The organism is Phenylobacterium sp. LjRoot219, from assembly GCF_964252995.1.
Classification (GTDB): domain Bacteria; phylum Pseudomonadota; class Alphaproteobacteria; order Caulobacterales; family Caulobacteraceae; genus Phenylobacterium.
The window spans coordinates 3065506-3089728 of the sequence record NZ_CAXUQI020000001.1 but is presented as its reverse complement, the minus strand read 5'-3'; the positions used below and the strand labels follow the sequence as shown (position 1 = coordinate 3089728).

General features: G+C 71.9%; 21 protein-coding genes. 11 read left to right on the top strand and 10 right to left on the bottom strand.

The genetic code is table 11. From position 1 onward, the window contains the following. Positions 1 to 12 precede the first annotated feature (12 nt). Positions 13 to 2088 carry a hydantoinase/oxoprolinase family protein gene (locus tag ACSQ14_RS15140; RefSeq protein ID WP_436014190.1) on the top strand — a complete coding sequence of 692 codons (2076 nt, stop codon included), beginning with the start codon at positions 13 to 15 and terminating at the stop codon, positions 2086 to 2088. 33 nt (positions 2089 to 2121) lie between these two features. On the opposite strand, the gene ACSQ14_RS15135 is transcribed toward ACSQ14_RS15140, so the two are convergent. Together ACSQ14_RS15135 and ACSQ14_RS15130 are read right to left on the bottom strand one after the other, a co-directional pair. Next, positions 2122 to 2511, bottom strand: a complete 390-nt coding sequence (locus tag ACSQ14_RS15135) for an SRPBCC family protein (protein ID WP_436014188.1) — start codon at positions 2509 to 2511, stop codon at positions 2122 to 2124. A gap of 65 nt (positions 2512 to 2576) precedes the next feature. Continuing rightward, positions 2577 to 3296, bottom strand: coding sequence for an extensin-like domain-containing protein (locus ACSQ14_RS15130; RefSeq protein WP_436014186.1), 720 nt, complete (start codon positions 3294 to 3296; stop codon positions 2577 to 2579). 285 nt (positions 3297 to 3581) lie between these two features. Between ACSQ14_RS15130 and ACSQ14_RS15125 the strand changes: the two genes are divergently transcribed. From ACSQ14_RS15125 to ACSQ14_RS15115, 3 genes are read left to right on the top strand one after another with little or no spacing between them, the layout of a single operon-like run. Further along, positions 3582 to 5144, top strand: coding sequence for an ATP-binding protein (locus tag ACSQ14_RS15125; RefSeq protein ID WP_436014184.1), 1563 nt, complete (start codon positions 3582 to 3584; stop codon positions 5142 to 5144). A gap of 41 nt (positions 5145 to 5185) precedes the next feature. Then, on the top strand, positions 5186 to 6004 hold the full coding sequence (locus tag ACSQ14_RS15120; RefSeq protein ID WP_436014182.1) for a TIGR00730 family Rossman fold protein: 819 nt from the start codon (positions 5186 to 5188) through the stop codon (positions 6002 to 6004). Then, the gene (locus ACSQ14_RS15115; protein ID WP_436014180.1) at positions 6001 to 6498 is read left to right on the top strand and encodes an NUDIX domain-containing protein; all 498 of its coding nucleotides are present in this window, start codon (positions 6001 to 6003) and stop codon (positions 6496 to 6498) included. The genes ACSQ14_RS15120 and ACSQ14_RS15115 overlap by 4 nt, the downstream gene beginning before the upstream one ends. 89 nt (positions 6499 to 6587) lie before the next feature. Here the strand turns inward: ACSQ14_RS15115 and ACSQ14_RS15110 are convergent, their stop codons facing one another. Together ACSQ14_RS15110 and ACSQ14_RS15105 are read right to left on the bottom strand one after the other, a co-directional pair. Next, the gene (locus ACSQ14_RS15110) at positions 6588 to 7262 is read right to left on the bottom strand and encodes a Crp/Fnr family transcriptional regulator (protein ID WP_436014178.1); all 675 of its coding nucleotides are present in this window, start codon (positions 7260 to 7262) and stop codon (positions 6588 to 6590) included. A 380-nt stretch (positions 7263 to 7642) separates the two neighbouring features. Further along, on the bottom strand, positions 7643 to 7948 hold the full coding sequence (locus ACSQ14_RS15105) for a hypothetical protein (protein WP_436014176.1): 306 nt from the start codon (positions 7946 to 7948) through the stop codon (positions 7643 to 7645). Between the two features lie 158 nt (positions 7949 to 8106). Between ACSQ14_RS15105 and ACSQ14_RS15100 the strand changes: the two genes are divergently transcribed. From ACSQ14_RS15100 to ACSQ14_RS15090, 3 genes are read left to right on the top strand one after another with little or no spacing between them, the layout of a single operon-like run. Continuing rightward, positions 8107 to 8754, top strand: a complete 648-nt coding sequence (locus ACSQ14_RS15100; RefSeq protein WP_436014174.1) for a DUF47 domain-containing protein — start codon at positions 8107 to 8109, stop codon at positions 8752 to 8754. Positions 8755 to 8791: 37 nt separating this feature from the next. Beyond that, entirely contained in the window at positions 8792 to 9784 is a 993-nt protein-coding gene (locus ACSQ14_RS15095) for an anion permease (protein ID WP_436014172.1), read from the top strand. Then, positions 9784 to 10230, top strand: coding sequence for an NUDIX hydrolase (locus ACSQ14_RS15090; protein WP_436014170.1), 447 nt, complete (start codon positions 9784 to 9786; stop codon positions 10228 to 10230). The genes ACSQ14_RS15095 and ACSQ14_RS15090 overlap by 1 nt, the downstream gene beginning before the upstream one ends. Before the next feature lie 20 nt (positions 10231 to 10250). Here ACSQ14_RS15090 and ACSQ14_RS15085 read toward each other — a convergent pair whose 3' ends face one another. Next, complete coding sequence (locus tag ACSQ14_RS15085) at positions 10251 to 10448, bottom strand: hypothetical protein (protein WP_436014168.1); 198 nt, start codon at positions 10446 to 10448, stop codon at positions 10251 to 10253. A 151-nt stretch (positions 10449 to 10599) separates the two neighbouring features. On the opposite strand from ACSQ14_RS15085, the gene ACSQ14_RS15080 reads away from it, so the two are divergent. Then, complete coding sequence (locus ACSQ14_RS15080; protein WP_436014166.1) at positions 10600 to 12270, top strand: GNAT family N-acetyltransferase; 1671 nt, start codon at positions 10600 to 10602, stop codon at positions 12268 to 12270. Positions 12271 to 12414: 144 nt separating this feature from the next. On the opposite strand, the gene ACSQ14_RS15075 is transcribed toward ACSQ14_RS15080, so the two are convergent. Beyond that, positions 12415 to 12684: a hypothetical protein gene (locus tag ACSQ14_RS15075; RefSeq protein ID WP_436014164.1), complete on the bottom strand. Its 270-nt coding sequence runs from the start codon at positions 12682 to 12684 to the stop codon at positions 12415 to 12417. 100 nt (positions 12685 to 12784) lie between these two features. Between ACSQ14_RS15075 and ACSQ14_RS15070 the strand changes: the two genes are divergently transcribed. Then, complete coding sequence (locus ACSQ14_RS15070) at positions 12785 to 15400, top strand: Localization factor PodJS (RefSeq protein ID WP_436014162.1); 2616 nt, start codon at positions 12785 to 12787, stop codon at positions 15398 to 15400. A gap of 69 nt (positions 15401 to 15469) precedes the next feature. After that, positions 15470 to 15949 carry a DUF3429 domain-containing protein gene (locus ACSQ14_RS15065; RefSeq protein ID WP_436014160.1) on the top strand — a complete coding sequence of 160 codons (480 nt, stop codon included), beginning with the start codon at positions 15470 to 15472 and terminating at the stop codon, positions 15947 to 15949. Positions 15950 to 16245: 296 nt separating this feature from the next. Here the strand turns inward: ACSQ14_RS15065 and pdeM are convergent, their stop codons facing one another. The 3 genes from pdeM to ACSQ14_RS15050 are packed head-to-tail and all read right to left on the bottom strand — an operon-like array spanning position 16246 to position 20202. Beyond that, a complete protein-coding gene (gene pdeM, locus ACSQ14_RS15060; protein ID WP_436014158.1) occupies positions 16246 to 16977 on the bottom strand; it encodes a ligase-associated DNA damage response endonuclease PdeM in 732 nt (243 codons plus the stop codon). Between the two features lie 8 nt (positions 16978 to 16985). Continuing rightward, positions 16986 to 19613 carry a ligase-associated DNA damage response DEXH box helicase gene (locus ACSQ14_RS15055; RefSeq protein ID WP_436014156.1) on the bottom strand — a complete coding sequence of 876 codons (2628 nt, stop codon included), beginning with the start codon at positions 19611 to 19613 and terminating at the stop codon, positions 16986 to 16988. 58 nt (positions 19614 to 19671) lie between these two features. After that, on the bottom strand, positions 19672 to 20202 hold the full coding sequence (locus tag ACSQ14_RS15050; RefSeq protein ID WP_436014154.1) for a hypothetical protein: 531 nt from the start codon (positions 20200 to 20202) through the stop codon (positions 19672 to 19674). Between the two features lie 162 nt (positions 20203 to 20364). Here ACSQ14_RS15050 and ACSQ14_RS15045 point away from each other — a divergent pair, with 162 nt between their 5' ends. Further along, positions 20365 to 23169 (top strand): ATP-dependent DNA helicase, encoded by a 2805-nt coding sequence (locus tag ACSQ14_RS15045; protein ID WP_436014152.1) that lies wholly within the window; start codon positions 20365 to 20367, stop codon positions 23167 to 23169. Between the two features lie 210 nt (positions 23170 to 23379). Here ACSQ14_RS15045 and ACSQ14_RS15040 read toward each other — a convergent pair whose 3' ends face one another. Further along, complete coding sequence (locus ACSQ14_RS15040) at positions 23380 to 24222, bottom strand: SDR family oxidoreductase (RefSeq protein ID WP_436014150.1); 843 nt, start codon at positions 24220 to 24222, stop codon at positions 23380 to 23382. Position 24223: the final 1 nt, after the last annotated feature.

Sequence of the window (24223 nt, the reverse complement as noted above, 5' to 3'; positions counted from 1 at the left end):
GGCGGAAATTCTATGGGTTATCGCGTCGGCATCGACATCGGCGGCACGTTCACGGACTTCGCCCTGCTGAAGGGATCAGAGGTCATCCTGCACAAGAACCTGAGCACGCCGGAGGACCGCTCCCTCGGCGTGATGACCGGCCTGGAGAAGCTCGCCGAGAAGGAGTCCCTGACGCTGCGGGACTTCCTCGGCCAGTGCGACGCGATCGTCCACGGCACCACCGTGGCCGACAACACCCTGATCGAGATGAACGGGGCGGTCACCGGCCTGATCACCACCGAAGGGTTCCGCGACGAGCTGGAGTACCGCCGGGGCTTCAAGGAAAGCATCTGGGACACCCGGCTGGAGCCGCCGAAGCAGATCACGCCGCGCCGTCGCCGGCTGACGGTGCCGGGGCGGATCCTGTCCGACGGCACCGAACACCAGCCGCTGGACGAGGCGGCGGTGCGCGAGGCCTGCCGCCGGCTGAAGAAGCAGAACGTCGAGTCGGTGGCGATCTCGCTGATCTTCTCCTTCGTCAATCCGGCGCACGAGAAGCGGGTGGCGGAGATCGTCGCGGCGGAGATGCCCGGCGTGCACCTGTCGGTCTCGCACCAGGTGCTGCCGCGCGGCCCGGAGTACGACCGGACCTCGACCGCGGTGGTGAACGCCTTCGTCGCGCCGCGCGTGACCTCCTATGTCGAGAAGCTGGTCGTCCGGCTGCAGGAGGGCGGCTACCGCAACCGGCTGATGGTCATGCAGGCCTCGGGCGGGGTGATGACCAAGGAGTATATCGAAGGCTCGCCGATCCGCGTGCTCGCCTCCGGGCCGGCCGGCGGGGTGATCGGCTCGGCCCACAGCGGGGTGGCCAAGGGCTATCCGAACCTGCTGTGCGTCGACATGGGCGGCACCTCCTACGACATGTCGATGGTGCTGAACGGGGCGGCTCCGGCGATCGCCGGCTGGAACATGCACCACCGCTACCTGGTGGGCGTGCCGATGGTCCAGGTGGAGACCCTGGGCGCCGGCGGCGGCTCGATCTGCCACGTGGCCGGCGGCGAGGTCCGGGTCGGTCCGAAGTCGGCCGGCTCCGCGCCGGGCCCGATCTGCTACGGCCGCGGCGGGACAGAGCCGACCATCACCGACGCCCTGCTGATGCTGGGCATCCTGTCGGCGGACTCCGAGTTCGCCGGCGGCAGCTTCTCGCTGACCCGGGCCGGGGTGGTCGAAGCCTTCCAGGCGATCGGCGACCAGATGGGCTACAGCGCCGAAGAGGCGGCCTTCGACTGCTGGCGGGTGGTCAACGCCAACATGAGCCAGGCGGTCCGGCGGACCACCGCGGGCAAGGGCGTCGACCCGCAGGACATGGTCATGCTGGCCTACGGCGGCAACGGCCCGGCCTTCGCCGGCGTCCAGGCCGACGACCTCGGCATCGAGAAGGTGCTGGTGCCGAAGGCCTCGCCGACCTTCTCGGCGCTGGGCACCTTGGTGGCCAAGCCGAGCATCGACGAGGAGCGCTCCTACATCGCCCCGGCCGATGTGCTGGACGGCGAGCGGATGAAGACGCTGTGGAGCGAACTCGACGCGCGGGCGGACCGCTATTTCGGCGAGGCCGGCTTCAGCCGCAACGAGATGACCGCCCGCTACCAGCTCAACATGCGCTACCCGGGCCAGAACTGGGCGATCAGCTTCGAGGTCGCCGTCCGCAAGGGGCCGCAGGACCTGTCCTTCGTCGATGCGACGCTGGGCCAGCGGGCGATCGAGCTGTTCAACGAGCGGCACATGGCCGACTTCGGCCACATCCGCGAGGACGAGGTCCCGGAAGTGGTCAGCCTGCGCCTGGCGACCTCGGTGGACACGCCCGCGCCGCCGGCCGGCCATGGCTTCACCGCCCCGGCGGCGGCCGCGACGCCGGCCAAGACCCGGCGCGCCAACCTCGGCGCCGGCTACCAGGAGACCAACATCTTCCGCGGCGTCGAGCTGACGCCCGGCGCGGAGGTCACCGGCCCGGCGATCATCGAGGAGACCTTCACCACCATCGTCGTCTATCCCGGCTGGAAGGCCCAGGTGGACGACGCCGGCGATTACGAACTGACCAAGGTGAAGTGATCGGGGGGCCGGGCGGCGAGCCCGGCCGTCGGCTCAGCGGGCTTCGAGCACGCGCTTGATGGCCTGGCAGCCCGCCTCGACGAGCGGCTCGACGGTGGACGCGGCGTCATCCGGCAGGAAGTCGCTGGTCCATACGAAGCGGACGCCGCCAGCTTCAGGCAGCAGCTGCATGGCTGCGCTGTGCTGGGTGAAGCCGCCGTCGACCACGGTGTAGGCGAGACGCCGCCGGGCCTCGTCCCGGCCGACCAGCCGCTCCTGGACCACCAGGTCGCTGGCGAAGGTGACGGTGCGCAGGCCCGCCGCTTCCTGGCAGTCGGTGAGCACGCCGGCGAACAGGCGGGCGGCCGCGCCGAAGTCTCGGAGCTCGCTCCAGGCCCGGTCCGGGTCGCAGGCGATGTGGATCTCGCGATGGATCGTGGCCATGGGGGTCTCCGTCGATGCGGGGCTGGATTTTCGCATGTCTCGCCATCGGCGGGCCAGCGCGCGGCTCAGACGCAGACGCCGCCCCAGCCGCTCTCCAGATGCAGATGATCCGCGTGGGCGGCGTTGTAGTCCGGCGACAGGGTCGTGCCGAACACCTGGCAGGCGTCGTCGCGGATGCGGCGAAGGAACCGCGCCTCCGGCGTGTCGCCCGGCCAGTGCCGCGCCACGCTCACCCGCCGCCCGTCGCTGAGCTGGAAGCCTGCGATGTCGATCGCCGCGGCGCGGGCGTGGGCGCTCGCCCGGCCCGCGCTCTGATTGTAGATGCGCCGGCAGGCGTAGACGCCGAGATGATCCATTCGGCGCACGTCGGCGCCGAGCAGCTCGCGCGCCGCCGGCTCCACCGATCCGCGCCGCCACACCGCCATCGCCGCCGCCAGCTGGCAGGTCATCATCGGCCGCCGCGGGGAGAGCCGGACGTCGGTTCCGGCGATCTCGTCGCCGAGGGTTCCGGCGTCGCTGACCACGCAGAAGCTGTCCTCCGCGCGGTCGGTGACCGGCGTGAACGCGACGCCGGCGTCCTCCAGCCAGGCGCGGCAGGCCTGCGGTTCGTCGACGTTGCGCAGCAGTCGCCAGCGCGTCAGCGGGCCGATCGGGGTGTCGACCGTCAGCGGTCGCCCATCCAGCCCCATGTCGGCCAGCCGCGAACATCCCGCCGCGCCAAGCACCGCAGCGGCGGCGGCCAGCGCTGTCCCCAGGCGGCGAGCTTTGGCGCAGCGATCGGGCATGCGGGTCCCGAACGAGAAGCGGCGCCGGCTGTTCCCCGCGGCGCCTAAAGCGCAGGCGTTTCGGTCGACGAAAGCGGCGCCTGCTCGGGATTCGAGCGGCCGGGCGGCGGTCCGAAACGGTTGGCAAGAAAGCGTTTACCGAGCCCGGCACGGGTGGTCGCTCACGTGTGCGAGGGCGGCCTCCGAATGATGACGGGACGATGGGGAAGGGGGCTTGCGGCGCTACGGCGCCGCCTGGGCCTTGGGCTACGGCGGGAACTCTCTCCGGCCGAGGCGCGCGCGGCCGTGGCCGAAGCGCGGCTGCGCGCGGTGCTGGAGGCGATCCCCGAAGGCCTGGTGCTGCTGGACGCCGAGGGCCGCTACGTCCTGTGGAACCAGGCCTACGCCGACATCTACCACCGCTCGGCCGATCTGTTCGCCCCGGGCCGGCGGCTGGTCGAGGTGCTGCGGATCGGCGTCGCCCGCGGCGACTATCCCGAGGCGGTCGGCCGCGAGACCGAGTGGGTCGCCGAGCGCGAGCGGCAACTGCTGGAGACCGGCGCGCGGCACGAGCAGCATCTGGCCGACGGCCGCTGGCTGCTGATCGAGGACCGCCGCACCGCGGACGGCGGCACGCTGGGGCTGCGCGTCGACATCACCGACATCAAGGAGCAGACGCTGGCCTTGGCCCGCGCGGTCGCCGCGGCCGAGGCCGCCAACCGCGCCAAGTCGGAGTTCCTGGCCAACGTCAGTCACGAGATCCGCACGCCGCTGCACGGCATTCTCGGCATGACCCAGGTGCTGGCCCGCGACGACCAGCTGACCCCCGACCAGTGCGCGCGGGTCGGTCTGGTCCGGCAGTCCGGCCAGCAGCTGCTGGAGCTGCTCAACGACCTACTGGACCTGGCGAAGATCGAGGCCGGCAAGCTCACCCTGCAGGCGGTGGACTTCTGTCCGGCGGCGATCGCCGAGGCGGCCTGCGCGCCGTTCGAGAGCCTGGCGGCGGACAAGGGGCTGACGCTGGAGCTGGACCTCGGCGAGCTGGCGGGCGCGAGGTGGACCGGCGACCCGCTGCGGCTACAGCAGGTGCTGGCCAATCTGGTGTCCAACGCGGTCAAGTTCACCGGCCAGGGCCGGGTGGCGGTGCGGGCCGAACTGCTCCCCTGCGGCGCGGCGGTCGAGTTTCGCGTCACCGACACCGGCATCGGCATCCCGCCCGAGCGGATGGCCGAGGTGTTCGAGAAGTTCGCCCAGCTGGAGAGCGCCAAGGATCGGCGCTTCGGCGGCACCGGGCTGGGGCTTGCGGTCTCGCGCGAGCTCGCCGAGCTGATGGGCGGGGCGCTGGAGGCGGAGAGCGCGCCGGGCGTCGGCAGCATCTTCCGCCTGCGCCTGCCGGTGACGGCCGCAGTCGCGCCGGCGCTGGAGCAGCCGGTGGCGATGGCTGAGCCGTCGGGGCCGCTCGACGTGCGCATCCTGGCGGCGGAGGACAATGCGACCAACCAGGTGATCCTGCGGGCGCTGCTGGAGCCGCTGGGCGCGCAGCTGACGCTGGTCGGCGACGGGCGCGAGGCGATCGAGGCCTACCGGGCCGGCGGCTTCGACCTGGTGCTGATGGACATCCAGATGCCGGTGACCGACGGGGTCGCCGCCTCGCGCGAGATCCGCAGCCTGGAGGCGCGCGAGGGCCGCCCGCGCACGCCGATCATCGCCCTGTCCGCCAACGTCATGGCCCACCAGGTCGCCGAGTACCGCGCCGCGGGCATGGACGCGGTGGTCGGCAAACCGTTCGAGGCCGAGGCGCTGTGGTCGGCGGTCGCCGACCTGGTGCTGCCGGTGACAGAGGCCGAGGCGCAAGTCGTCGCCGGCTGAGCACAACTTCCGCCCCGTCCGGTGGCGGAGTAGAAAACGGCATGGACCCAGCCGCCCGCGCCGCCGCGAACGCCGCCCAGATCGCCTCGCCCTCCTACCGCCTGGCCGCCCTCGACGAAGAGTTCCTGCTCGGCTCGTCGATGCGCGGGGTGCGCTTCCTGCTGGAGTTCGCCAAGGTCGACGAGGCGCTGCGCGCCTGGGGCGTGCGCTCGACGATCGTGGTGTTCGGCAGCGCCCGGATCCACGAGAACGGCCCGGGCCGGCAGCGCGCCTGGTATGCGGCGGCGCGCGAGTTCGGCGCGATCGCCTCGCAGCGCGGCGGGGCCTTCCTGGAGTCCACCGGCACCCGCGACAACGTCATCGCCACCGGCGGCGGCCCAGGCGCGATGGAGGCCGCCAACCGCGGGGCCGCCGACGCCGGCGCGCCGTCGATCGGCTTCAACATCACCCTGCCGCACGAGCAGGAGCCCAATCCCTATTCGACCCCGGAGCTGACCTTCCGCTTCCACTACTTCGCCATGCGCAAGATGCACCTGGCGATGCGGGCCAACGCGCTGGTTGTGTTCCCGGGCGGCTTCGGCACCTTCGACGAGCTGTTCGAGATCCTGACCCTGCGGCAGACCGACAAGATGCCGCAGATCCCGGTGGTGCTGTTCGACGAGACCTATTGGCGCTCCGTGGTCAACTTCGAGGCGCTGCTGGAGGCCGGCATGATCTCGCCGCAGGACCTGGACCTGTTCAGTTTCGCCGACAGCGCCGAGGACGTCTGGACCCAGCTCGTCGCGGGCGGGCTGGCGATCGGCGAGCCGGCGCTGGGCGCCGCGCCGGACGTGCGCGGGAGCTCCGTCGGACGGCCGTGACCGGTCCGGTCAGCGCGGGCCTGGTAGTCTGGCGGCCGGGGCCTTCCGGGCCGGAGATCCTGCTGGCGCATCCGGGCGGCCCCTATTGGCGCGGCAAGGACGCCGCCGCCTGGTCGATCCCCAAGGGCCTGGTCGAGGCGGGCGAGGACCTGCTGGCCGCCGCGCGGCGGGAGTTCGCCGAGGAGCTCGGCCAGGAGCTCGACCTCGAACTCGACGGCCCCTTCGTCCCGCTGACGCCGTGCAAGCTGCCCGGCGGCAAGTGGGTGCACGCCTGGCTGGTCGCCGCCGACCTCGACCTGTCGCAGCTGCAGAGCAATCTGTTCGAGATCGAGTGGCCGCCGCGCTCCGGCCGCACCCAGACCTTCCCGGAGGTCGACCAGGCGGCCTACGTCGCCGCCGAGGCGGCGCTGGAGAAGATCCACCGCGGGCAGCGGCCGATCCTCGAGGAGGCGCTGCTGCGGATTGGGGGCGAGCCCGGTCAAGATGGCGGTTGAGCCCAAGCCAGCTAGAGCGGCCGGACGGTCCGCGCTGGGGCTGAATCTGGGTCCCGGCCTTCGCCGGGATGAACGGGTTTTAGTCCGGTCTACGCCCGCTTCGGCAGCAGCCGTTCGTAGTTGCGGTGGATGACGCCGTAGCATTCGCAGGCGAGCGCCTCGAGCGCGGCGCGGTCGATGATCGCGAGCACGCCGCGGCGGTACTGGATCGCGCCCTTCTCCTGCAGGCTGCGGGCGACGGCGGTCACCGTGGTCCGCTGCACGCCGAGCATGTCGGCGAGGAATTCCTGGGTCAGGGCGATGGTGTTGGTCGAGATCCGGTCGTCGCAGGTCAGCAGCCAGCGGCAGAACCGCGCCTCCACCGAATGCAGGGCGTTGCAGCCGACCGACTGCAGGGCATGGCCGAACAGCGCCTCGGTGTGGCGCTCGACAAGCTCGCGCAGCCGCGCGCTCTTGCTCCAGGCGTCGTGCAGATGGGCGGCGCTGATGCGGCTGGCCTTCACCGGAGTCTGCACGATGGCGCGCGACAGCGACACGCGCGGCGTGACGGCGGTGTGCAGGCCCAGCGCGCCCTCGTGGCCGATGGTCGCGCTCTCGATCGCCGCGCCGTTCTCCATCAGGGTCATCATCGAGATGACCCCGTCGTGCGGGAAATAGACCGAATCGATGCGGTCGCCGGGCTCATACAGCAGCCGGCCGCGCTCGAGCTCGACCTGGGCGAGGTGCGGGGCCACTAACGCAAAGTCGTCGGCGGGCAGAGACACAAGCAGGCGATTTTGCAACGCGAGTAAGGGCCCTTGAAACCGCGAATCAAACGTCGCCGTCCGACGTTGGTTTCAAGTTATCGATCTGGCGACGCAAAGACTGTCGAGAACTCGACATTCATTGGTGGGTGCAGATAAAAATTTGCCACATGCAGTTGAGGTTCAGATGACCTGGTGATCTGCGGCGATCAGCCGGCAAGTCTCGCGCTGAAGAACTTTCAATAGTTGGTCAGGGTTGTGTCGCGGTCGTTACCACCCTGCCGCGATTTCCGGGCGCGCGACTGGTGACAGCGCCGCAACACCAGAACGCGGCTAATAGGCACGCGCTGCGTGCAATCGAAGATTGATCTTGGGCCGAGGCTCGGCTGTCGCGGTTGACGCTAGGTCAGCCAGCGGCGGGGGTAGCGCCAGCCCAGTTCGCGAACCTCGCCGCTCGCCAGGCCCAGCGTCGTCATGCGCAGGCGGGTCAGCGGCCGCAGCGCCGCGACCGGCTCGTCGCCGCCGATCGGGCTCGCGGCGACCTCGCCGGCGGTGACGGCGTAGTCGACCGCGGTCCATTCCGCCTTGGCGCGGTCGGCATGGCCGACGGCGTAATAGTGCCGCTGCATCGGCTGGCCGCCGGCGGCCAGCATCACGCCGATCACCCAGCCGGCCGGCGCGGTCTTGGCGGGGTCGCTCTCGCTCATGGACGGTGCTCTAGCCGCAGCATGGGGCGACGGTCTAGCGCCGCGCGCACCTTTCCGACCCGACCCGCGCGGGACCGCGCGCCTAGGCCCCGTTTACAGGCGACCTCCCCGGCCTTAGGGCTGCGCCCCAACTGGGCTGGAGAGGCGAGGTTGTCCGTATGCTGAGGTGGTTCCAGGCGCTGATGCCGCGCGAGGAAGCCTTCTTCGATATGTTCGAGGCGCATGCGCGGACGCTGTGCGCCGGCGCACGCTCGCTGCGCGAACTGCTCGAACAAGGCGGAGAGGGCGTGCCGGCGCGCTGCGCCGACATCGCCCGGCATGAAACCGAGGCCGATTCGATCACCCGCGAAGTGATGCTGGCGGTGCGCCGGACCTTCATCACGCCGTTCGACCGCGCCGACATCCGCGATCTGATCAGTTCGATGGACGACGCCATCGACCAGATGCACAAGACCGCCAAGGTGATCACCCTGTTCGATCAGCGGCAGTTTGCGCCGGACATGGTCACCCTCGGCGAGGTGATCGTGAAGACCGCCGACCTGACCGCCGAGGCGGTGCCGCTGCTGCGCGCGCTGCGGGTCAACGCCACCCGGCTGAACACCATCACCGAGGAGGTCACCCGCCTCGAAGAGGATTCCGACGGCCTCTACGACAAGGGCATGGCGGCGCTGCTCCAGGGGCCGGCGCGCGGCGATCCGATGGCGTTCATCGTCGGCTCGGAGATCTACGACCACCTCGAAAAGGTGGTCGACCGGTTCGAGGACGTGGCCAACCGGATCAGCGGCGTGCTGATCGAGCACCTCTAAGGGTCTCGTTCACGTGGAAATCGCCGGAATGGGGCTGATGCTCCTCTTTCTGATCGCCATCGCGCTGATCTTCGACTTCCTGAACGGCCTGCACGACGCGGCCAATTCGATCGCCACCATCGTCTCGACCCGGGTGCTGCCGGCGAACTACGCGGTCATCTGGGCGGCGTTCTTCAATTTCATCGCCTTCATGTTCTTCGGGCTCCACGTCGCCAACACCGTGGGCAAGGGGATCATCCACCCGGACATCATCTCCGACGCGGTGATCTTCGGCGCGCTGGGCGGGGCGATCACCTGGAACGTGGTGACCTGGCTGGCCGGGATTCCGTCGTCGTCGTCGCACGCCTTGATCGGCGGCCTGCTGGGCGCCGGCTTCGCCAAGGCCGGCCTCGACCCGATCGTCTGGTCGGGCGTGCTGAAGACGGTTTCCGGGATCGTCGTTTCGCCGGCGATCGGCTTCTCGCTGGCCTTGCTCCTGGTGCTGATCGTCTCCTGGGTGTTCCGCAGGAGCACCCCGGCGCTGGCCGACTCTACCTTCCGCAAGCTGCAGTTCGTCTCAGCCTCGCTCTATTCGCTCGGGCACGGCGGCAACGACGCGCAGAAAACCATGGGCATCATCGCCGTGCTGCTGTTCGCCCACGGCAAGCTGGGCGGCGAGTTCCATGTGCCGTTGTGGGTGGTGCTGAGCTGCCAGGCGGCGATGGCGATGGGAACGCTGATGGGCGGTTGGCGTATCGTGCACACCATGGGCTCGAAAATCACCCGTCTGTCGCCTCAGCAGGGCTTCTGCGCTGAGACCGGCGGCGCCATCACGCTGTTCCTGGCCACTCACATCGGCGTGCCGGTCTCGACGACCCACACCATCACCGGCGCGATCGTCGGCGTGGGCGCGGCGCGGCGGGTGTCGGCGGTGCGCTGGAACCTCGCCACCGGCATCGTCTGGGCCTGGGTGATCACCATGCCGATCGCCGCCGTGATGGGCGCAATGTTCTACGGCCTGGCGCGGCTGGCCGACCGGTTCTTCGGCTGATGGCCAAGCCGGGCCAAATTCCCGCCGAACCCGATCGGGAACCGCGCGCCCAGGCCGCCGCCCTGCCGTGGCGTCGCGACGCCGGCGGCGCGCTCGAGGTGCTGCTGATCACCTCGCGCGAGACCCGCCGCTGGGTGATCCCCAAGGGCTGGCCGATCAAGGGGCTGAAGGCGCCGAAGACGGCGGCGCGCGAAGCGCTCGAAGAGGCCGGCGTCGAGGGCGCGGTGGCGAAGAAGATCGGCGTCTACCACTACGACAAGCGGCTGAGCAGCGGCCGGCTGCAGAAGGTCCGCGTCGGGGTCTATCCGCTGAAGGTCGAGACCGAGCGGGAGAACTGGGACGAGGCGCATCAGCGCGTGCGGCGCTGGACCAGCCCGCAGGAGGCCGCCGAGCTCGTCCACGAGCCGGAGCTGGCGGAACTGCTGCGCGGCTTCGCGCCGGAATAGCCGCCGGCCGGCGCCTGACGCTATTGCGGCAGGACGTCGTCGTCCGCGACGATCAGGCTGTGTTCGTAGATCGCCGCGGCCATGCCGCGCAGGGTGCGGTTGGCCGTGCTCAGGGCGGTGCCGCCGATCAGGCTCGGGCCACGGGCCGTCATCTGGTCGAACTCGTCCGCAATCGCGACGAACCGCTGGTAGATTTCAAGGTCGCTGATGCCGCTCATCCGCGCTTGCTTATCGGATTCGCGGGCCGCGTCGCGCCTGCTGCGGCGCCGCAGTCCGCCGCGCCGGTCAGGAAACCGGCGACCGGCGCCTGGAACGACGGGAAATCAGCTATAAGCGGGCTCCCTGCCACGGGAGAGGCCCTCCGCCGCAATGCCGTTCTGGAAAGACCTGAAGCCGGCGCTGTACGCCGCCGCGCCGGCGACGGCGGCGGTGCTGACCCTGGCTGCGGGGATCATGCTGGTGGCCTCCGCGGCGACGCCCTCCGAGCCCTACCGCTTCATGCGGCTGCTGGCGATCACGCCGGTCTTCCTGATCGAGGTCAGCCACTTCGCCTCCAGCGTGATGGGCCTGGTGCTGGTGCTGCTCGCCTTCGGGCTGCGGGCGCGGCTGGGCGCGGCGTGGGCGGCGACCATGGCGGCGCTGCTGATCGCCGCGCCGCTGGCGCTGCTCAAAGGCTTCAACTGGGAGGAGACGGCGGCCCTGGTGGCGCTCGCCGTGCTGCTGGCGCCGTTCCGCGCGGCCTTCCCGCGCACCGCGCGGCTGTCGCGCATGGAGATCACCCCGGGCTGGCTGTTCTCCGCCGCCTGCGCGGTGCTGGGCGCGGGGCTGCTCGGGCTCTGGTCGTTCCAGCACGCCGACTACGCCGGCCAGCCCTGGTGGCGGGTGATGGCCGACGCCGACGCCGCGCGGGCGATCCGCGCCTGGGCGGGCGCGGCGCTGGCCCTGTTCATCTTCGGGCTCTGGCGGATGTTCGTCTCGGCAGCGACCCCGCCGGTGACCGGCGAGGCCGACCCGAAGTTCGCCCGGGTCCGCGCGATCCTGGCCAAGGCCGAGGCCGCCGAGCCGAGCTCCAACCTGGCGCTGCTGGGCGACAAGCGGTTCCTGTTCTCCAACTCCGGCGACAGCTTCCTGATGTTCGGCGTGCGCGGCCGCAGCTGGATCGCCCTGGGCGGGCCGGTCGGGCGTCGCGACGAGCGGCTGGAGCTGCTCTGGCGGTTCCGCGAGCTCGCCGACAGCCACGCCGCGCGGCCGGGCCTCTACGCCCTGACCGGCGAGGACCTGCCGGACATCGTCGAGCTGGGCTTCTCGATCCAGAAGGTCGGCGAATCCGCCGCCGTGCCGCTCGAGACCTTCTCGATCGAGGGCCGCAAGCGCGGCAACCTGCGGCGGGCCTGGCGCAAGGCGGCCGAGGAAGGCGCCACCTTCGAGGTGCTCGAGGGCGATGCGCTGGTCGCGGTCATGCCCGAGCTGCAGGCGATCTCCGACCAGTGGCTGAGCCACCACGCCGGCGGCGAGAAGGCGTTCTCGATGGGCGCCTTCCGGTCGAGCTATGTGGCGGAGTTTCCGGTGGCGGTGGTGCGCGACCACGGCAAGCCGGTGGCGTTCGCCAACATCTGGGCCACGGCGGGGCGCGGGGCGTTCTCGATGGACCTGATGCGCTACGCCGACGACGCGCCGAAGAACATCATGGACTACCTGTTCGTCGAGCTGATCGCCTGGGGCCGCGAGCAGGGCTACGAGGCCTTTGAGTTCGGCATGGCGCCGCTGGCCGGGCTCGACGACCGGCCGCTGGCCCCGATCATGTCCCGGGTCGGCAAGCTGCTCTTCGAGCGCGGCGAGGAGATCTACAATTTCCAGGGCGTGCGCCGGTACAAGGACAAGTACGACCCGCTTTGGCAGCCGCGCTATGTGGCGGCCCCGCACAAATGGACCATGCCGCTGCTGCTGGCCGACGTCGGCCTGCTGTCCTCGGGCGGGATGGCCGGCCTGACCAAGCGGCCGAAGCGCGAGGAGCCGAAGCCGGTGAAGGCGGCGGCTTAGCGACTATCGATCCGCCCATCCCGGCGAAGGCCGGGACCCAGATGGCGGGCTCAGAGTGGCGCGCGATTGGCGCCGCCTCCCATCCGTCGTTCGCTGCGGCTGGACCTGGGTCCTCCCCGGCCTTCGCCGGGATGAGCGGAGGAGTTAGCTCCCGGTCTTCACGCCGAGCAGATTGACCACGTGCACCAGCAGCACTACCGCGGCGCAGGCGGCCAGCGTCATCAGCAGGCTCCACGGCATCAGCCGGGGACCGCGCATCAGGTCGGGCGGGCGGGCGCCGCGCCAGCCGGCGAAGACCGCGAGCGCCACGCAGCCGGCGAGCAGCGAAAGGGTGAGCGTCAGGCCCATGGCCATCGCGGTAGCGCAGCACGCGCCGCGGTTGAAGCCCGCGCGGCGGATCCGCGGTCGGATCATCCACAGCTCTGTGGGTGAACCGCTAGATGTGGTGTTAAGGTCTCGTTTACACCCCTACCCATCGGCGCCTAGCCTCAAGGTGGCTGGGGAGATCGATTCGATGACGGCGGGGGCGCCCTGGAGCGTTAAGGGGATAGACCCCAAGGCTCGTGAGGTCGCGAAGGACCATGCCCGCCGTTCGGGCATGACCCTGGGCGAGTGGCTTAATCGCGTAATCCTTGAGGACGACGGGGCCGAAACCGCCGCGTCGGAGCCTGCGCCGTACGCCGCGCCCGAACCGCCGGCGCGCTTCCCGGATCCGCCGCCGCGGCCGCGGCTGGTGGCCGAGACGCCGGCCCCGCGCGGCGACGACCTGGGCCGCGTCGCCCACGCCCTGGACCGCCTGACCGACCGGCTGGAGGCGTCGGAGACCCGCACCGGCCTGGCGGTCTCCAGCATCGAGCATTCCGTGCGCCAGGCGGTGGCGCGGATCGAGGCTTCCGAGCGCGAGAGCCTGGCGGTCGCGACCCGCGTCGACGGCGCCGTCGACCGGATCAGCAGCGAAGGCGCGCGGCTCGCCGAACGGCTGCGCCGGCTGGAGAGCGAGGCGGCCGCCGGGCCGCGTTCGACCGAGGCGCTACGCGCGCTGGAGCAGTCGGTCGGCCGGGTCTCCGCACAGATCTATGAATCCGAGGGGCGGGCGCGCGACAGCGTCGCGGCCCTGGAGGCGCGGCTGGCGCGCACCGAGGCGCGCGATCCAGCGAAGTTCATGGACGAAGTCGTCCAGCGGCTGGGCGACCGACTGGCCAACGCCGAGCGCCACACCGCCGAGGCGCTCGACGCGCTGCGCCGCTCGCTGGCGACGCTCGACACGCGGGTCGGCGCGGTCGAAGGCGGCCGCGGCGGCGACGCCCAGAAATTCGAAGCCCTCGCCCAGGCGCTGACCGAACAGGTCGAGGCCGCCCGCACCCAGGTGTCGGAGCGGCTGAAGGCGGTGGACGGCGGCCGGGTCGACCGCCGCTTCGCCGAGCTGGCGGCCGAGGTGAAGGCCGCCGAGCAGCGCTCCGCCCGCGCGATCCAGCAGATGGGCCGCGACGTGTTGGGCATGGCCGACAGCCTGAACCGCCGGCTGCAGGATTCCGAGGACCGCAACGCCGCAGCGATCGCCCAGGTCGGCGGCGAGATGGCCCGCGTCGCCGGCGCCATGGAGGCCCGGCTGGGCCGCGCCGAACAGACCCAGACCGAAGGGCTCGAGCGGCTCAGCACCGAGCTCGGCCGGATCACTGACAAGCTCAGCGACCGGCTGCTGGTCTCCGAGCGTCGCGCCGCCGAGGCGATCGACGACGTCGGCGAGCAGGTCAGCCGGGTGAGCGAGCGCATGGCCCAGAGCCAGGAGCGCGCCGCCCAGGACCTCGCCGACAAGATCCGCGAGAGCGAGGAGCGCACCGCCCGCCTGCTGGAGGAGACCGGCGCCCGGCTGGAGCAGCGCTTGGGCGAAGCGCCGCGCGCCGTCGCGGAGCCCGTGCCCGCGCCGTCGATCGCGATCCAGCCGCCACCGGCGCCGTCGCCCGCGGCGTTCGGGCCGGAGCTGTTCTCGCGCGCCGAGGACGTGGCCGAGGACGAGGAGCTCGACCTCACCGACACCATGCCGCCGGCGCTGCCGCCTTTCGCGGCGGCGCGCTTCGAGCCGACCGACGATTTCGCGCCGATCCCGGAGCCGGAAGAGGACCTGTTCGGCCTCGAGCAGCCGGAGCCGCCGGCCGACGCCGAGGTGAAGCCTTCGCTGTCGACCCGCGAAGTGATCGAACAGGCCCGCGCCGCGGCCCGCGCCGCCGCACCGGCCGAGAAGCCCGAGCGGCTGCAGGCCAAGGCCAAGGCCAGCTGGCGCACCAGCCGGCCGGCGACGCTGGGCGGCGGCTTCTTCAGCGTGCGGCCGCGCCGCGCGCCGAGCTCGACCTTACAGACCGCGATCATGGTCGCCGGCGGCGCCGCTTTCCTGAGCGTCGGCGCGGCGGGCGTGGTGTTGATGCAGGGGCCGTCGCCGGCCCCCGCAGCCGAGATCGCCGCGGCCGACCAGGCCCAGCCGGCCCGCGCGGCGGTGGCCCTGGGCCCGCAGGCGCTGGGCGGACTGGAGCCGGCGTCGACCGCCAGCGGCCGCCCGCCGGCGCAGCTGGCCGACGCCTTGCTGGCCGCCTTCGGCAAGGCCGCACGCGGCGTCGAGGCCGGCGAGCCCGGCGCGCTGGCGAAGCTGAAGGCGATCGCCGAGGCCGGCCATCCGCCGGCGCAGTTCTATCTCGGCAAGCTCTACGAGACCGGTGAGCACGGCGTGACCCAAAACCTCGCCGAGGCGCGGCGCTGGACCGAACGGGCGGCGGAAGGCGGCGACGCGGCGGCCATGCACAATCTGGCGCTGTTCGACTTCCGCGGCGAAGGCGGGGCGCAGGACCTGACCGCGGCGGCCCGCTGGTTCCGGGCGGCGGCGGAGCAGGGGATCGTCGACTCCCAGTTCAACCTCGGCCTGCTCTACCAGTCCGGCAGCGGCGTCGCCCGGGACCCGGTGCAGGCCTACACATGGTTCACCATCGCCGCGGCCGGCGGCGACGCCCAGGCCCGCAGCAACGCCCAGGTCCTGCAGGCGCAGCTGACGCCGGCGCAGCGCGCCGCCGCCGAGCAGGCGGCGCACGCTTTCGCCGTCCGCAGCCACGCCGGCGCGGTGCAGCAGGTGGCGGCCCGTTAAGGGCCGTCTCAGGCTTGGGCCGCTGGGCGGAACAGGCTAGCTTCGCCGCACCCGGGGGAGGGATCGAGCTTGGTCACCGACGACAGCGCCATCGGCGCAATCCGCACGCGCGAGTCCGCGCCGATGTCGCTGTGGCTCATGGCCGGGCTGGCGCTGGCGCCGTTCCCGGTTTCTGCGGTGGTCTACGGCTTTGGCCCGGAAACGGTGGCGCGTCCGGCGATCAGCGTGCTGCTGACCTGGTCGGCGGTGGTGCTGTCCTTCCTGGCCGGCGTGCGCTGGGGGCTGGAGAGCGGCCGCCGCGTGCCGCGTCGCGGCCGCTTGGCCGGGGCGGTGCTGTTCGGCGTCGTCGCCTGGGGGCTGCTGCTGCTGCGCTGGCGGCTGGAGCTGCCGTGGACCCTGGTCGCCTACCTGGCGGCCTTCATGACCCAGTGGCTGTCCGACCACGCCGCGCCGCAAACCGCAGCGCGCTTCCCGCTGCTGTCGACGGCGATCACCGGCGCGGCCTGCGTCTCGCTGGCGGTGGCGCTGGAGCACGCGCTGCGCAGCTGAGGCGGCAACGCTTCATTACATTCGTCATCACCCGGCGTGTCCGGGTGATCCATCCCAGTGGCGTTCTGCAGCAACTGAGGCTGGCGGTTTGGGCTGGGTGGCCCGGACAAGCCGGGCCATGACGGGATGAAAACGGGCTGGAGCACGCGCTGCGCAGCTGAGGTAAACCCACCCGCTCATCCCGGCGAAGGCCGGGACCCAGGTCCAGCCTGAGCGTGTGGGAAGAGGCGAGGGTCCGGTCGCGCCGGCGCTTGCCATCTGGGTCCCGGCCTTCGCCGGGATGAGCGGAGTAAGGTTCAATCCGCCGCGAGCGAGCGCCAGCCGATGGCGTGGACGCGGTCGCGGCCGAGCGCGCCGGCCAGCAGCGGGCGGCGGAACAGGCCGGCGAAGGCCGCATCGCGCACATTGAGGCCGCCGGCGTAGGCGCCGAAGGCCGGCAGGATCAGCCGCTCGCCGTCGGTCGCGAAGCAGCGCCGCCGCACCGCGCCGCGCGGGCTGCGGACCTTGGCGGCCGGGTGCAGGTGGCCCGAGACCTCGCCGGCCTGTGGGCCGGCCCGTGGCTCGTGGCGCAGCTGCAGGCCGGCGAGGCTGAGGTCGTCGGCGCGCTCGCCCGGCAGCGCGCGCGGGCCGTCGGCGTCGTGGTTGCCGACCACCCAGACCAGCTGGCGGCCGCGCGCCAGCCCGACGAGCCGCGCGGCATCGGCGACGTGCAGGCGGGCCTCGGAGTCGCCGTCGTGAAAGCTGTCGCCGAGCAGCACGAGCACGCGCGGCGCGAGGCGGGCGACCTCCGCCTCCAGGCGGCCGAGCGTCTCGGCGGTGTCGTAGGGCGGCAGCATCTGGCCGCGCCGGGCGTAAGACGAGCCCTTCTCCAGGTGCAGGTCGGCGACGATCAGCGCGCCTTCCGCCTCGAGCCACAGCGCGCCGGACGCCCTCAGCGTCACCGTCGCGCCGGCCACGCCGGTGCGCAGCGAGCCGCAGGTCGCGAGGGCGAAGTCGTAGGCGAAGGTCTCAGCCGGTTCTTGCAGCATGGCCCCGTTCACAACGTCAAAGCCTCGGCGATCAGCTCGTCTTCCGCCTCAGCCAGGATGGCCTCGCCCGCCGCGCCTGGCGACCGTTCCTTGCCGATCTCCAGCAGGATCGGCACCGAGAACGGCGACAGGTGGTCGAGGGGCGCGTGCCGGATCCGGCCGCGGATCCGCGCCAGCATCTGCGCCAGCCGCGCCACGTCGATGAGGCCGGTCGCCGCATCGGCCCGCGCGCAGCGCAGCAGCAGGTGGTCGGGCTGGTGGCGGCGCAGGACGTCGTAGATGAGGTCGGTGGAGAAGGTGATCTGCCGGCCGGTCTTCTGCTGATCGCCGGGGAAGCGGCGCTCGATCAGGCCGGCGATCACAGCGCAGCCCTTGAAGGCGCGCTTCATCATGAAGCTTTCCGCCAGCCAGGCTTCGAGGTCGTCGCCCAGCATGTCCTCGGCGAACAGCTGGTCGAAGTCGAGCCCGTCGAGCGGCTTCAGCGCCCAGATCGCCAGCGCATAGTCGTTGCAGACGAAGCCCAGCGGCCCGGCGCCGGCGCGCTCTAGCCGCCGGGTCAGCAGCATCGCCAGGGTGGTGTGCGCCAGCCGGCCCTCGAACGGGTAGCAGACCATGAAGAAGCGCTTCCCGTGCGGGAAGGTCTCCAGCAGCATCTCGTCCTCGGCGACGATGCGCGAGCGGTCGCGCTGGGCCTCCAGCCACTCGCGCACGTCCGGCGGCAGCACCGTCCAGTGCCGCTCGTCGAACATCAGCTGCCGCACCCGGCGGGCGAGGAAGGTCGACAAGGCGAACTTCGAGCCGCCCCATGACGGCATCTTGGGGTCGGAGTTGGGGGCCGGGCTGACCAGCACGTCGAGATTGGTCACCCCCATCAGCCGCCAGACCTGGCCGGCGAAGATGAACGTGTCGCCGGGGTCGAGCATCTCCAGCATGCCCTCCTCGACCTCGCCGATCTTGCGGCCGACGCCGCCGCGGCGGCCGGCAAGCCGCACCGACAGCATGGCCGGCGAGACGATCGCGCCAACGTTCAGCCGGTGGCGCTGGGCGGTCTGGGCGTTGCGCACCCGCCAGAGCCCGTCCTCGCCCTTGATGATCCGGCGGAAGCGGTCGTAGGTCTTCAGCGCGTAGCCGCCGGTCGAGACGAAATCGACGACCTGCTCGAAGTCCTCCCAGGCGAGATCGCGGTAGGGGCCGGCGGAACGGACCTCGTCGAAGAGCGCCAGCAAGTCGAACGGCTCGGAGCAGGCGCAGCCCATGACGTGCTGGGCCAGCACGTCGAGCGCGCCGCCCCGCGCCGGCTCGCCGTCAAGCGCGTTCTCGGCGATCGCCTCGCGGGCGGCCTGGCACTCCAGCATCTCGAAGCGGTTGGCCGGCACGAACAGGGCGCGGCTGGGCTCGTCCAGCCGGTGGTTGGCGCGGCCGATCCGCTGGACCATGCGCGAAGCGCCTTTCGGCGAGGCGAGCTGGATCACTAGGTCGACGTCGCCCCAGTCGATGCCGAGGTCGAGGGTGGAGGTGCAGACCACCGCCCTAAGCTCGCCGCGGGCCATCGCCGCCTCCACCTTGCGCCGCTGCTCGGCGGCCAGCGAGCCGTGGTGCAGGGCGATCGGCAGAGCGTCGTCGTTCAGCCGCCAGAGCTCCTGGAAGGCGAACTCCGCCTGGAACCGGGTGTTGACGAACACCAGCGCCGTGCGGGCGCGGCGGATGACCTCGTAGACCTCGGCCATGGCGTGCTGGGCGGTGTGGCCGGACCACGGCACACGGCCCTCGGACAGCAGCACCTCGACGATCGGCGCCGCGCCGGCCGGGCCGGTGACGAGGTCGATGGTGGCGGGGTCTTCTGCAGCGCCGGGAGCGGCTCGGTGCTCAGCTAACGCCCCCTCAGTCGGCTTCGCCGACACCTCCCCCGCTTTGCGGTGGAGCATCTCCGACCCAGATCCTCCACCGCGCAGCGGGGGAGGTGGATCGGCGCGCAGCGCCGAGATGGAGGGGGCGTTCGCATGATGCCCCATCCAGCGCTTGATCACCGCCGGGTCGTCGACGGTCGCCGAGAGGCCGACGCGGCGCAGGGACGGGGCGAACTGCTGCAGCCGGGCGAGGTCGAGCGCCAGCAGGTCGCCGCGCTTGGAGGCGTGCAGGGTGTGGATCTCGTCGAGGATGACGCAGCGCAGATCCTCGAAGAACAGCCGCGCGCCCTCCCAGGCGCAGAGCAGGGCGAGCTGCTCCGGCGTGGTCAGCAGGATGTCCGGCGGCTTCACTCGCTGGCGCTGGCGGCGCGAGAGGCCGGTGTCGCCGGTGCGGGATTCCGCCGTCACCGACAGGCCCATCTCGAGGATCGGCGCCATCAGGTTGCGCTCGACGTCGACGGCCAGCGCCTTCAGCGGCGAGATGTAGAGGGTGTGCAGGCCGGGCCGGGTGTTGGCGGCTGGGCGCTCGGAGAGTTCGATCAGGCTGGGCAGGAAGCCGGCCAGCGTCTTGCCGCCGCCGGTCGGGGCGATCAGCAGGGCGTCGCGGCCCTCGCGGCCCTTCTCGACCATGGCCAGCTGGTGGGCGCGCGGCGTCCAGCCGCGGCGCTCGAACCAGGCGCGGAAGCGGGGTGGCAGGAGGTCTGCGGCGGGACCTGCGGCGTCAGCCATGGTCCGCGGCTATAGCACGTTCCCGTTCCGTTTCGCCGGGTCTTCTGGAGCGCTGCGGTCAGCAGGCGTAGCGCGACTTCACCAGCACGCGGCGGCCGATGTAGGGGTCGTACACCCAGTTGCGGCCGACGCAGGTGCGATAGCCGTAGCCCTGGCCATAGCCGTACCCGGGGGCGTAGCCGCGGTAGTAGCCCGAGCGCGGATAGGCGTAGGGCGCGCCGCCATAGTAGCCTCCGTTGTAGGGCTGGCCGTAGTAGCCGCGACCGTTATAGCCGCCGCCGTAGTAGCCGCGGCCCCCGTAGTACGAGCCCCCGTTGTAGTAGCCGCGATTGTTGTAGCCGCTGGCCAGTGCCGCGCCCAAGGCTAGGCCGACGACGCCGGCGGCGACCGCGACGCCCGCGTCGTTGTCGTGGTGACCGTGGTGATAGCCGCGGCCATAGCCGTAGCCGCCATAGCCGCCCTGGCCGTAACCGCCGTAGCCATAGCCGCCTCGGCCGCCATGGGGCCGCGCGTCGGCCGGGGTCGCCGTCGCGGCGAGGGCGCCGCCGAAGACCAGGGCGGCGGCGAGCGCGGTGAATGTCTTGCGCATCGTTCGACCTCCTGGGCCGCCTCTCGCCCCTCACAGAAACGACCGAACTAACAGATAGTTAATGCTCGCTCCCTGAACCCTCGCTGAACGGCTCTGTCATCTTCCCAATGTGCGAGGCCGGTTTCCGTTTCGTTCACCGGGGAATGGCGCTAGCAGTGGGGCGTGAACGCCCCTGCCGCCAGCATCGACCTCGCGCCCGCGCTCGTGGTGCTGCCCGGGCCGCGGGCGGCGGTGGCCGACGCCGCCGGCGCCCAGCCGCTGCGGCCGCCGGACGCCCGCGACCTGTTCGAGCGTGGGCCGGTGTTGCTGGCGCATGCGGCGATGACCGCGCGCCGGCTCGGCCTGCATGCGCCGCCGCGCGGCCCCGGCCTGTTCGACGCCATGGAGCTGTTCGCCTTCGTGCGGCCGGCGCGGTTCTGCGCCCCCTCGGCGGCGGGACTGGCCCAGGCGCTCGGGCTGCCGGAGCCGAAGGGCGCGCCGGCCCAGGCCGCGGCGCTGCGCGAGGCCTGCCGGGTGCTGCTGGCGGAGCTCGCCGCGGCGCCGGAGCCCTCGCGGGAGGAGGCGCTGGCGACCGCCGAGACCCTGGCCAGAGGCGGTTGGGCCTGGGGCCCGGCGACGATCGGCGCCCTGCGCTCGGCCCCCGTCGGCAACATGTTCCGCACCTCCGGCCTCGACGTCTGGACCCGGCTGGTCGAGTGGGAGGCCGAAGCGCCGCCGGGCGAGGCGGGCTCGCGGCCGATCGAGGCGGCGGACGCGGCCGAGCGGCTGAAGGCGCTGCTGGCCCAGGCCGGACTCGCCGAGGCCCGGCCGGCCCAGGCGACCTTCGCGGCCGAGGCCGCCTTCGCCTTCCAGCCGCGCGAGCGCGAGGGCGAGCCGCGGATGATGCTGGCCGAGGCCGGCACCGGCGTCGGCAAGACCCTGGGCTACCTGGCCCCGGCCTCGCTGTGGGCCGAGGCCAACGGCCCGGCGGTGTGGGTCTCGACCTACACCCGCGCCCTGCAGCGGCAGATCGAGCGCGAGAGCCAGGCGATCTTCCCCGACCCGAAGGTGCGGGCGAAGAAGGCGGTGGTCCGCAAGGGCCGCGAGAACTACCTGTGCCTGCTGAACTTCCAGGACGCGACCAACGCCGCGCAACTGGGCAATGGCGACCTCGTCGGCATGGGGCTGGCGGCGCGCTGGGCGCGGGTGACCCGCGACGGCGACATGACCGGCGGCGACTTCCCGGCCTGGCTGCCGACCCTGTTCCACGTGGCCCCGGCGGCCCAGGCCAGCGCGGCGAACCTCGTCGACCGGCGCGGCGAGTGCATCCACGCCGGCTGCGCCCACTACCGCACCTGTTTCGTCGAGAAGGCGATCCGCGGCTCGCGCCGGGCCGACATCGTCATCGCCAACCACGCCCTGGTGTTGACCCAGGCGGCGTTCGACGGCGCGCGGGCGGCGCGCGGCTCCAAGGCCGACAACGAGACCAGCCAGCTGAAGCGGATCGTCTTTGACGAGGGCCACCACCTGTTCGACGCCGCCGACAGCGCGTTTTCCGCGGCCCTGTCCGGCGCCGAGGCCGCCGAGCTGCGCCGCTGGATCCGCGGGCCGGAAGGCCGCGGGCGGCGGGGGCGCGGGCTGGAGGCCCGGCTGCTCGACGTGCTGGGCGGCGAGGAGGACGGCAAGCAGGTGCTGCTGGACGCCACCCGGGCGGCGGCCGCCCTGCCGGGCGAGGGCTGGTCCGGCCGGATCGCGCCGCCGAACGGAGAGGTGAACCCGAGCGGGCCGATCGAGAGCTTCCTGGTGGCGGTGATCGACCAGCTGCGCGCCCGGGCCACGTCCTCCGACGTCGGCATGGAGTGCGCGGCGCGGCCGGCGCTCGACCTGGTGCGGAGCACAGCGCGCGAGGCCGCCGCGGCGATCGCCAAGATCGAGGCCCCGATGCTGGCGCTGGTCCGTCATCTGGAAGACGTGCTCGACGCCGAGGCCGCGACCCTGGGCCCCTCCGAGCGGGCCAGGATCGAGGGCGCCTTGCGGGGGCTTGATAAGCGCGCGCGGATGACGCTGCCGGCGTGGCGCTCGATGCTGCGGGCGATCGACGAGGACAGCGAGGACGACCCCGACTTCGTCGACTGGTTCGAGGCGACCTTCCTCTATGGCCGGGTGGTCGACGCCGCCTGCCGCCGGCACTGGGTCGATCCGACCGAACCGCTGACCAATGCGGTGATCGCCCCGGCGCACGGGGTGCTGGTGACCAGCGCCACGCTCGCCGACCCGGCGCTGGACGATCCCTTCGCTCTGGCCGAGATGCGCACCGGCGCGGCCCGGCTGCCGGACCGGCCGAAGACGCTGAAGCTCGCCTCGCCGTTTGACTACGCCAACCAGGCGAAGGCGCTGGTCGTGACCGACGTCTCCCGCGACGACGCCCGGCAGGTGGCGGCGGCGATGCGCGAGCTGTTCCTGGCGGCCGGCGGCGGCGGCCTGGGCCTGTTCACTGCGATCCGCCGGCTGAAGGCGGTGCACGAGCGGATCGCCGCGCCGCTGGCCGACAAGGGCCTGGCGCTCTACGCCCAGCACGTCGACCCGCTGGAGGTCGGCGCGCTGGTCGACATCTTCCGCGCCGAGCAGGACGCCTGCCTGCTGGGCACCGACGCGGTGCGCGACGGCGTCGACGTGCCGGGCCGTTCGCTGCGGCTCCTGGTGTTCGACCGGGTGCCGTGGCCCCGGCCCGACATCCTGCACAAGGCCCGCCGGGCGCGGTTCGGCGGCAAGGGCTATGACGACGCCGTCGCCCGCGGACGGATCGCCCAGGCGTTCGGCCGGCTGATCCGTCGGGCCGACGACCAGGGCTGTTTCGTCATGCTCGACGCCCAGGCTCCGACGCGGCTGTTCTCGGCGCTCCCCGAGGGGGTGGAGATCCAGCGGGTCAGCCTGGTCGAGGCGATCGAGGCGGTGGAGGCGTTTTTGGGACCGCCGCAGCAATCCTAGCTGGTAGGTGCGCGGGGTTCTCCCCATCCCGCGCGTCCCCGCGAAAGCGGGGATCCTGGCGTCTTGCGTCATGCGCCGCCGCCGTCTCAGCAGAACAAAAGAACCTGGGTCCCCGCTTTCGCGGGGATGAGCGGCTTGAGAATTAAGCGCCGTGTTCATGGGGCCCGGTCTTTCGCTGCGCGAAAACCGGGATGACAGTGGGGTGGGGATTCACACCGTCGGCGGCTGCGGGGCCGGGGTGAGCTGGATCTCGTGCGTCCAGCAGCATGGATCCTGGGTGTGCAGCCACCAGAAGGCGTCGGCGATCTTCGCCGGGTCCATCACCGGGACGGCGCCGTAGACGCCGCGGATGCCGGGCGCGTCGATCACGCCGTCGATGATCACATTGGCCACGTGCACCCCGTGCGCGGTGTATTCCTCGGTCAGCACCTGGGCGAGGGTGCGCAGCATCACCCGCGGATAGTAGAGCGACTGGCCGGTCCCGCGCTTGCGGCCGCGGAGCGACTGCGGATTGTTCGAGAACAGCACCGAGCCGCGGCCGTTCTGACGCATGGCCGGCAGCACCTCCTTGGCGACCAGGAACGGCCCGCGGCAGGCGACGTCGATGGCGGTCTCGAACATCTCCGGCGGGAAGAACTCCAGGAGCTCCTGCTCCTTCGGCAACTGACGGCCCTCGAGGTAGCCGGCGTTGTAGACCAACACCTCCGGGTCGCCGGCGTCGCGCCGGATCTCGGCGAAGGCGGCGGTGATCGAAGCCGGCGAGGCCAGGTCCAGCTCGACGATCATGCCTTCGCCGCCCTGCTCGGCGATCGCCTGGGTGAGCGGCTCGGCGTTGGCCCGGCTCCGGGTGGTCATGACCACGAAGCAGCCTTCCCGGGCGAACTTCTGGGCGATGGCCCCGCCGGCCCCCCAGCGGGCGCTGACCGGCACGTCGCCGTCGTCGACCGCCGCGCCGCCACGGACGAGGCGGGTGTTGGCGCCGTCCGCCTGCCACTTCGAGGTGGCGCCGATCACCACCGCGACGGGGCGTCCGTTCGGGTTTTTTGCGCTCATC

Excerpts from the sequence above, each read along its gene's own strand:
- ACSQ14_RS15050 (WP_436014154.1), bottom strand. The coding sequence starts at position 20,202 with ATGCGCAAGACATTCACCGCGCTCGCCGCCGCCCTGGTCTTCGGCGGC.
- ACSQ14_RS15055 (WP_436014156.1), bottom strand. The coding sequence starts at position 19,613 with ATGGCTGACGCCGCAGGTCCCGCCGCAGACCTCCTGCCACCCCGCTTC.
- ACSQ14_RS15100 (WP_436014174.1), top strand. The coding sequence starts at position 8,107 with ATGCTGAGGTGGTTCCAGGCGCTGATGCCGCGCGAGGAAGCCTTCTTC.
- ACSQ14_RS15130 (WP_436014186.1), bottom strand. The coding sequence starts at position 3,296 with ATGCCCGATCGCTGCGCCAAAGCTCGCCGCCTGGGGACAGCGCTGGCC.
- ACSQ14_RS15120 (WP_436014182.1), top strand. The coding sequence starts at position 5,186 with ATGGACCCAGCCGCCCGCGCCGCCGCGAACGCCGCCCAGATCGCCTCG.
- ACSQ14_RS15085 (WP_436014168.1), bottom strand. The coding sequence starts at position 10,448 with ATGAGCGGCATCAGCGACCTTGAAATCTACCAGCGGTTCGTCGCGATT.
- ACSQ14_RS15075 (WP_436014164.1), bottom strand. The coding sequence starts at position 12,684 with ATGATCCGACCGCGGATCCGCCGCGCGGGCTTCAACCGCGGCGCGTGC.
- ACSQ14_RS15105 (WP_436014176.1), bottom strand. The coding sequence starts at position 7,948 with ATGAGCGAGAGCGACCCCGCCAAGACCGCGCCGGCCGGCTGGGTGATC.
- ACSQ14_RS15070 (WP_436014162.1), top strand. The coding sequence starts at position 12,785 with ATGACGGCGGGGGCGCCCTGGAGCGTTAAGGGGATAGACCCCAAGGCT.
- ACSQ14_RS15140 (WP_436014190.1), top strand. The coding sequence starts at position 13 with ATGGGTTATCGCGTCGGCATCGACATCGGCGGCACGTTCACGGACTTC.
- ACSQ14_RS15040 (WP_436014150.1), bottom strand. The coding sequence starts at position 24,222 with ATGAGCGCAAAAAACCCGAACGGACGCCCCGTCGCGGTGGTGATCGGC.
- ACSQ14_RS15080 (WP_436014166.1), top strand. The coding sequence starts at position 10,600 with ATGCCGTTCTGGAAAGACCTGAAGCCGGCGCTGTACGCCGCCGCGCCG.
- pdeM (WP_436014158.1), bottom strand. The coding sequence starts at position 16,977 with ATGCTGCAAGAACCGGCTGAGACCTTCGCCTACGACTTCGCCCTCGCG.
- ACSQ14_RS15095 (WP_436014172.1), top strand. The coding sequence starts at position 8,792 with ATGCTCCTCTTTCTGATCGCCATCGCGCTGATCTTCGACTTCCTGAAC.
- ACSQ14_RS15090 (WP_436014170.1), top strand. The coding sequence starts at position 9,784 with ATGGCCAAGCCGGGCCAAATTCCCGCCGAACCCGATCGGGAACCGCGC.
- ACSQ14_RS15135 (WP_436014188.1), bottom strand. The coding sequence starts at position 2,511 with ATGGCCACGATCCATCGCGAGATCCACATCGCCTGCGACCCGGACCGG.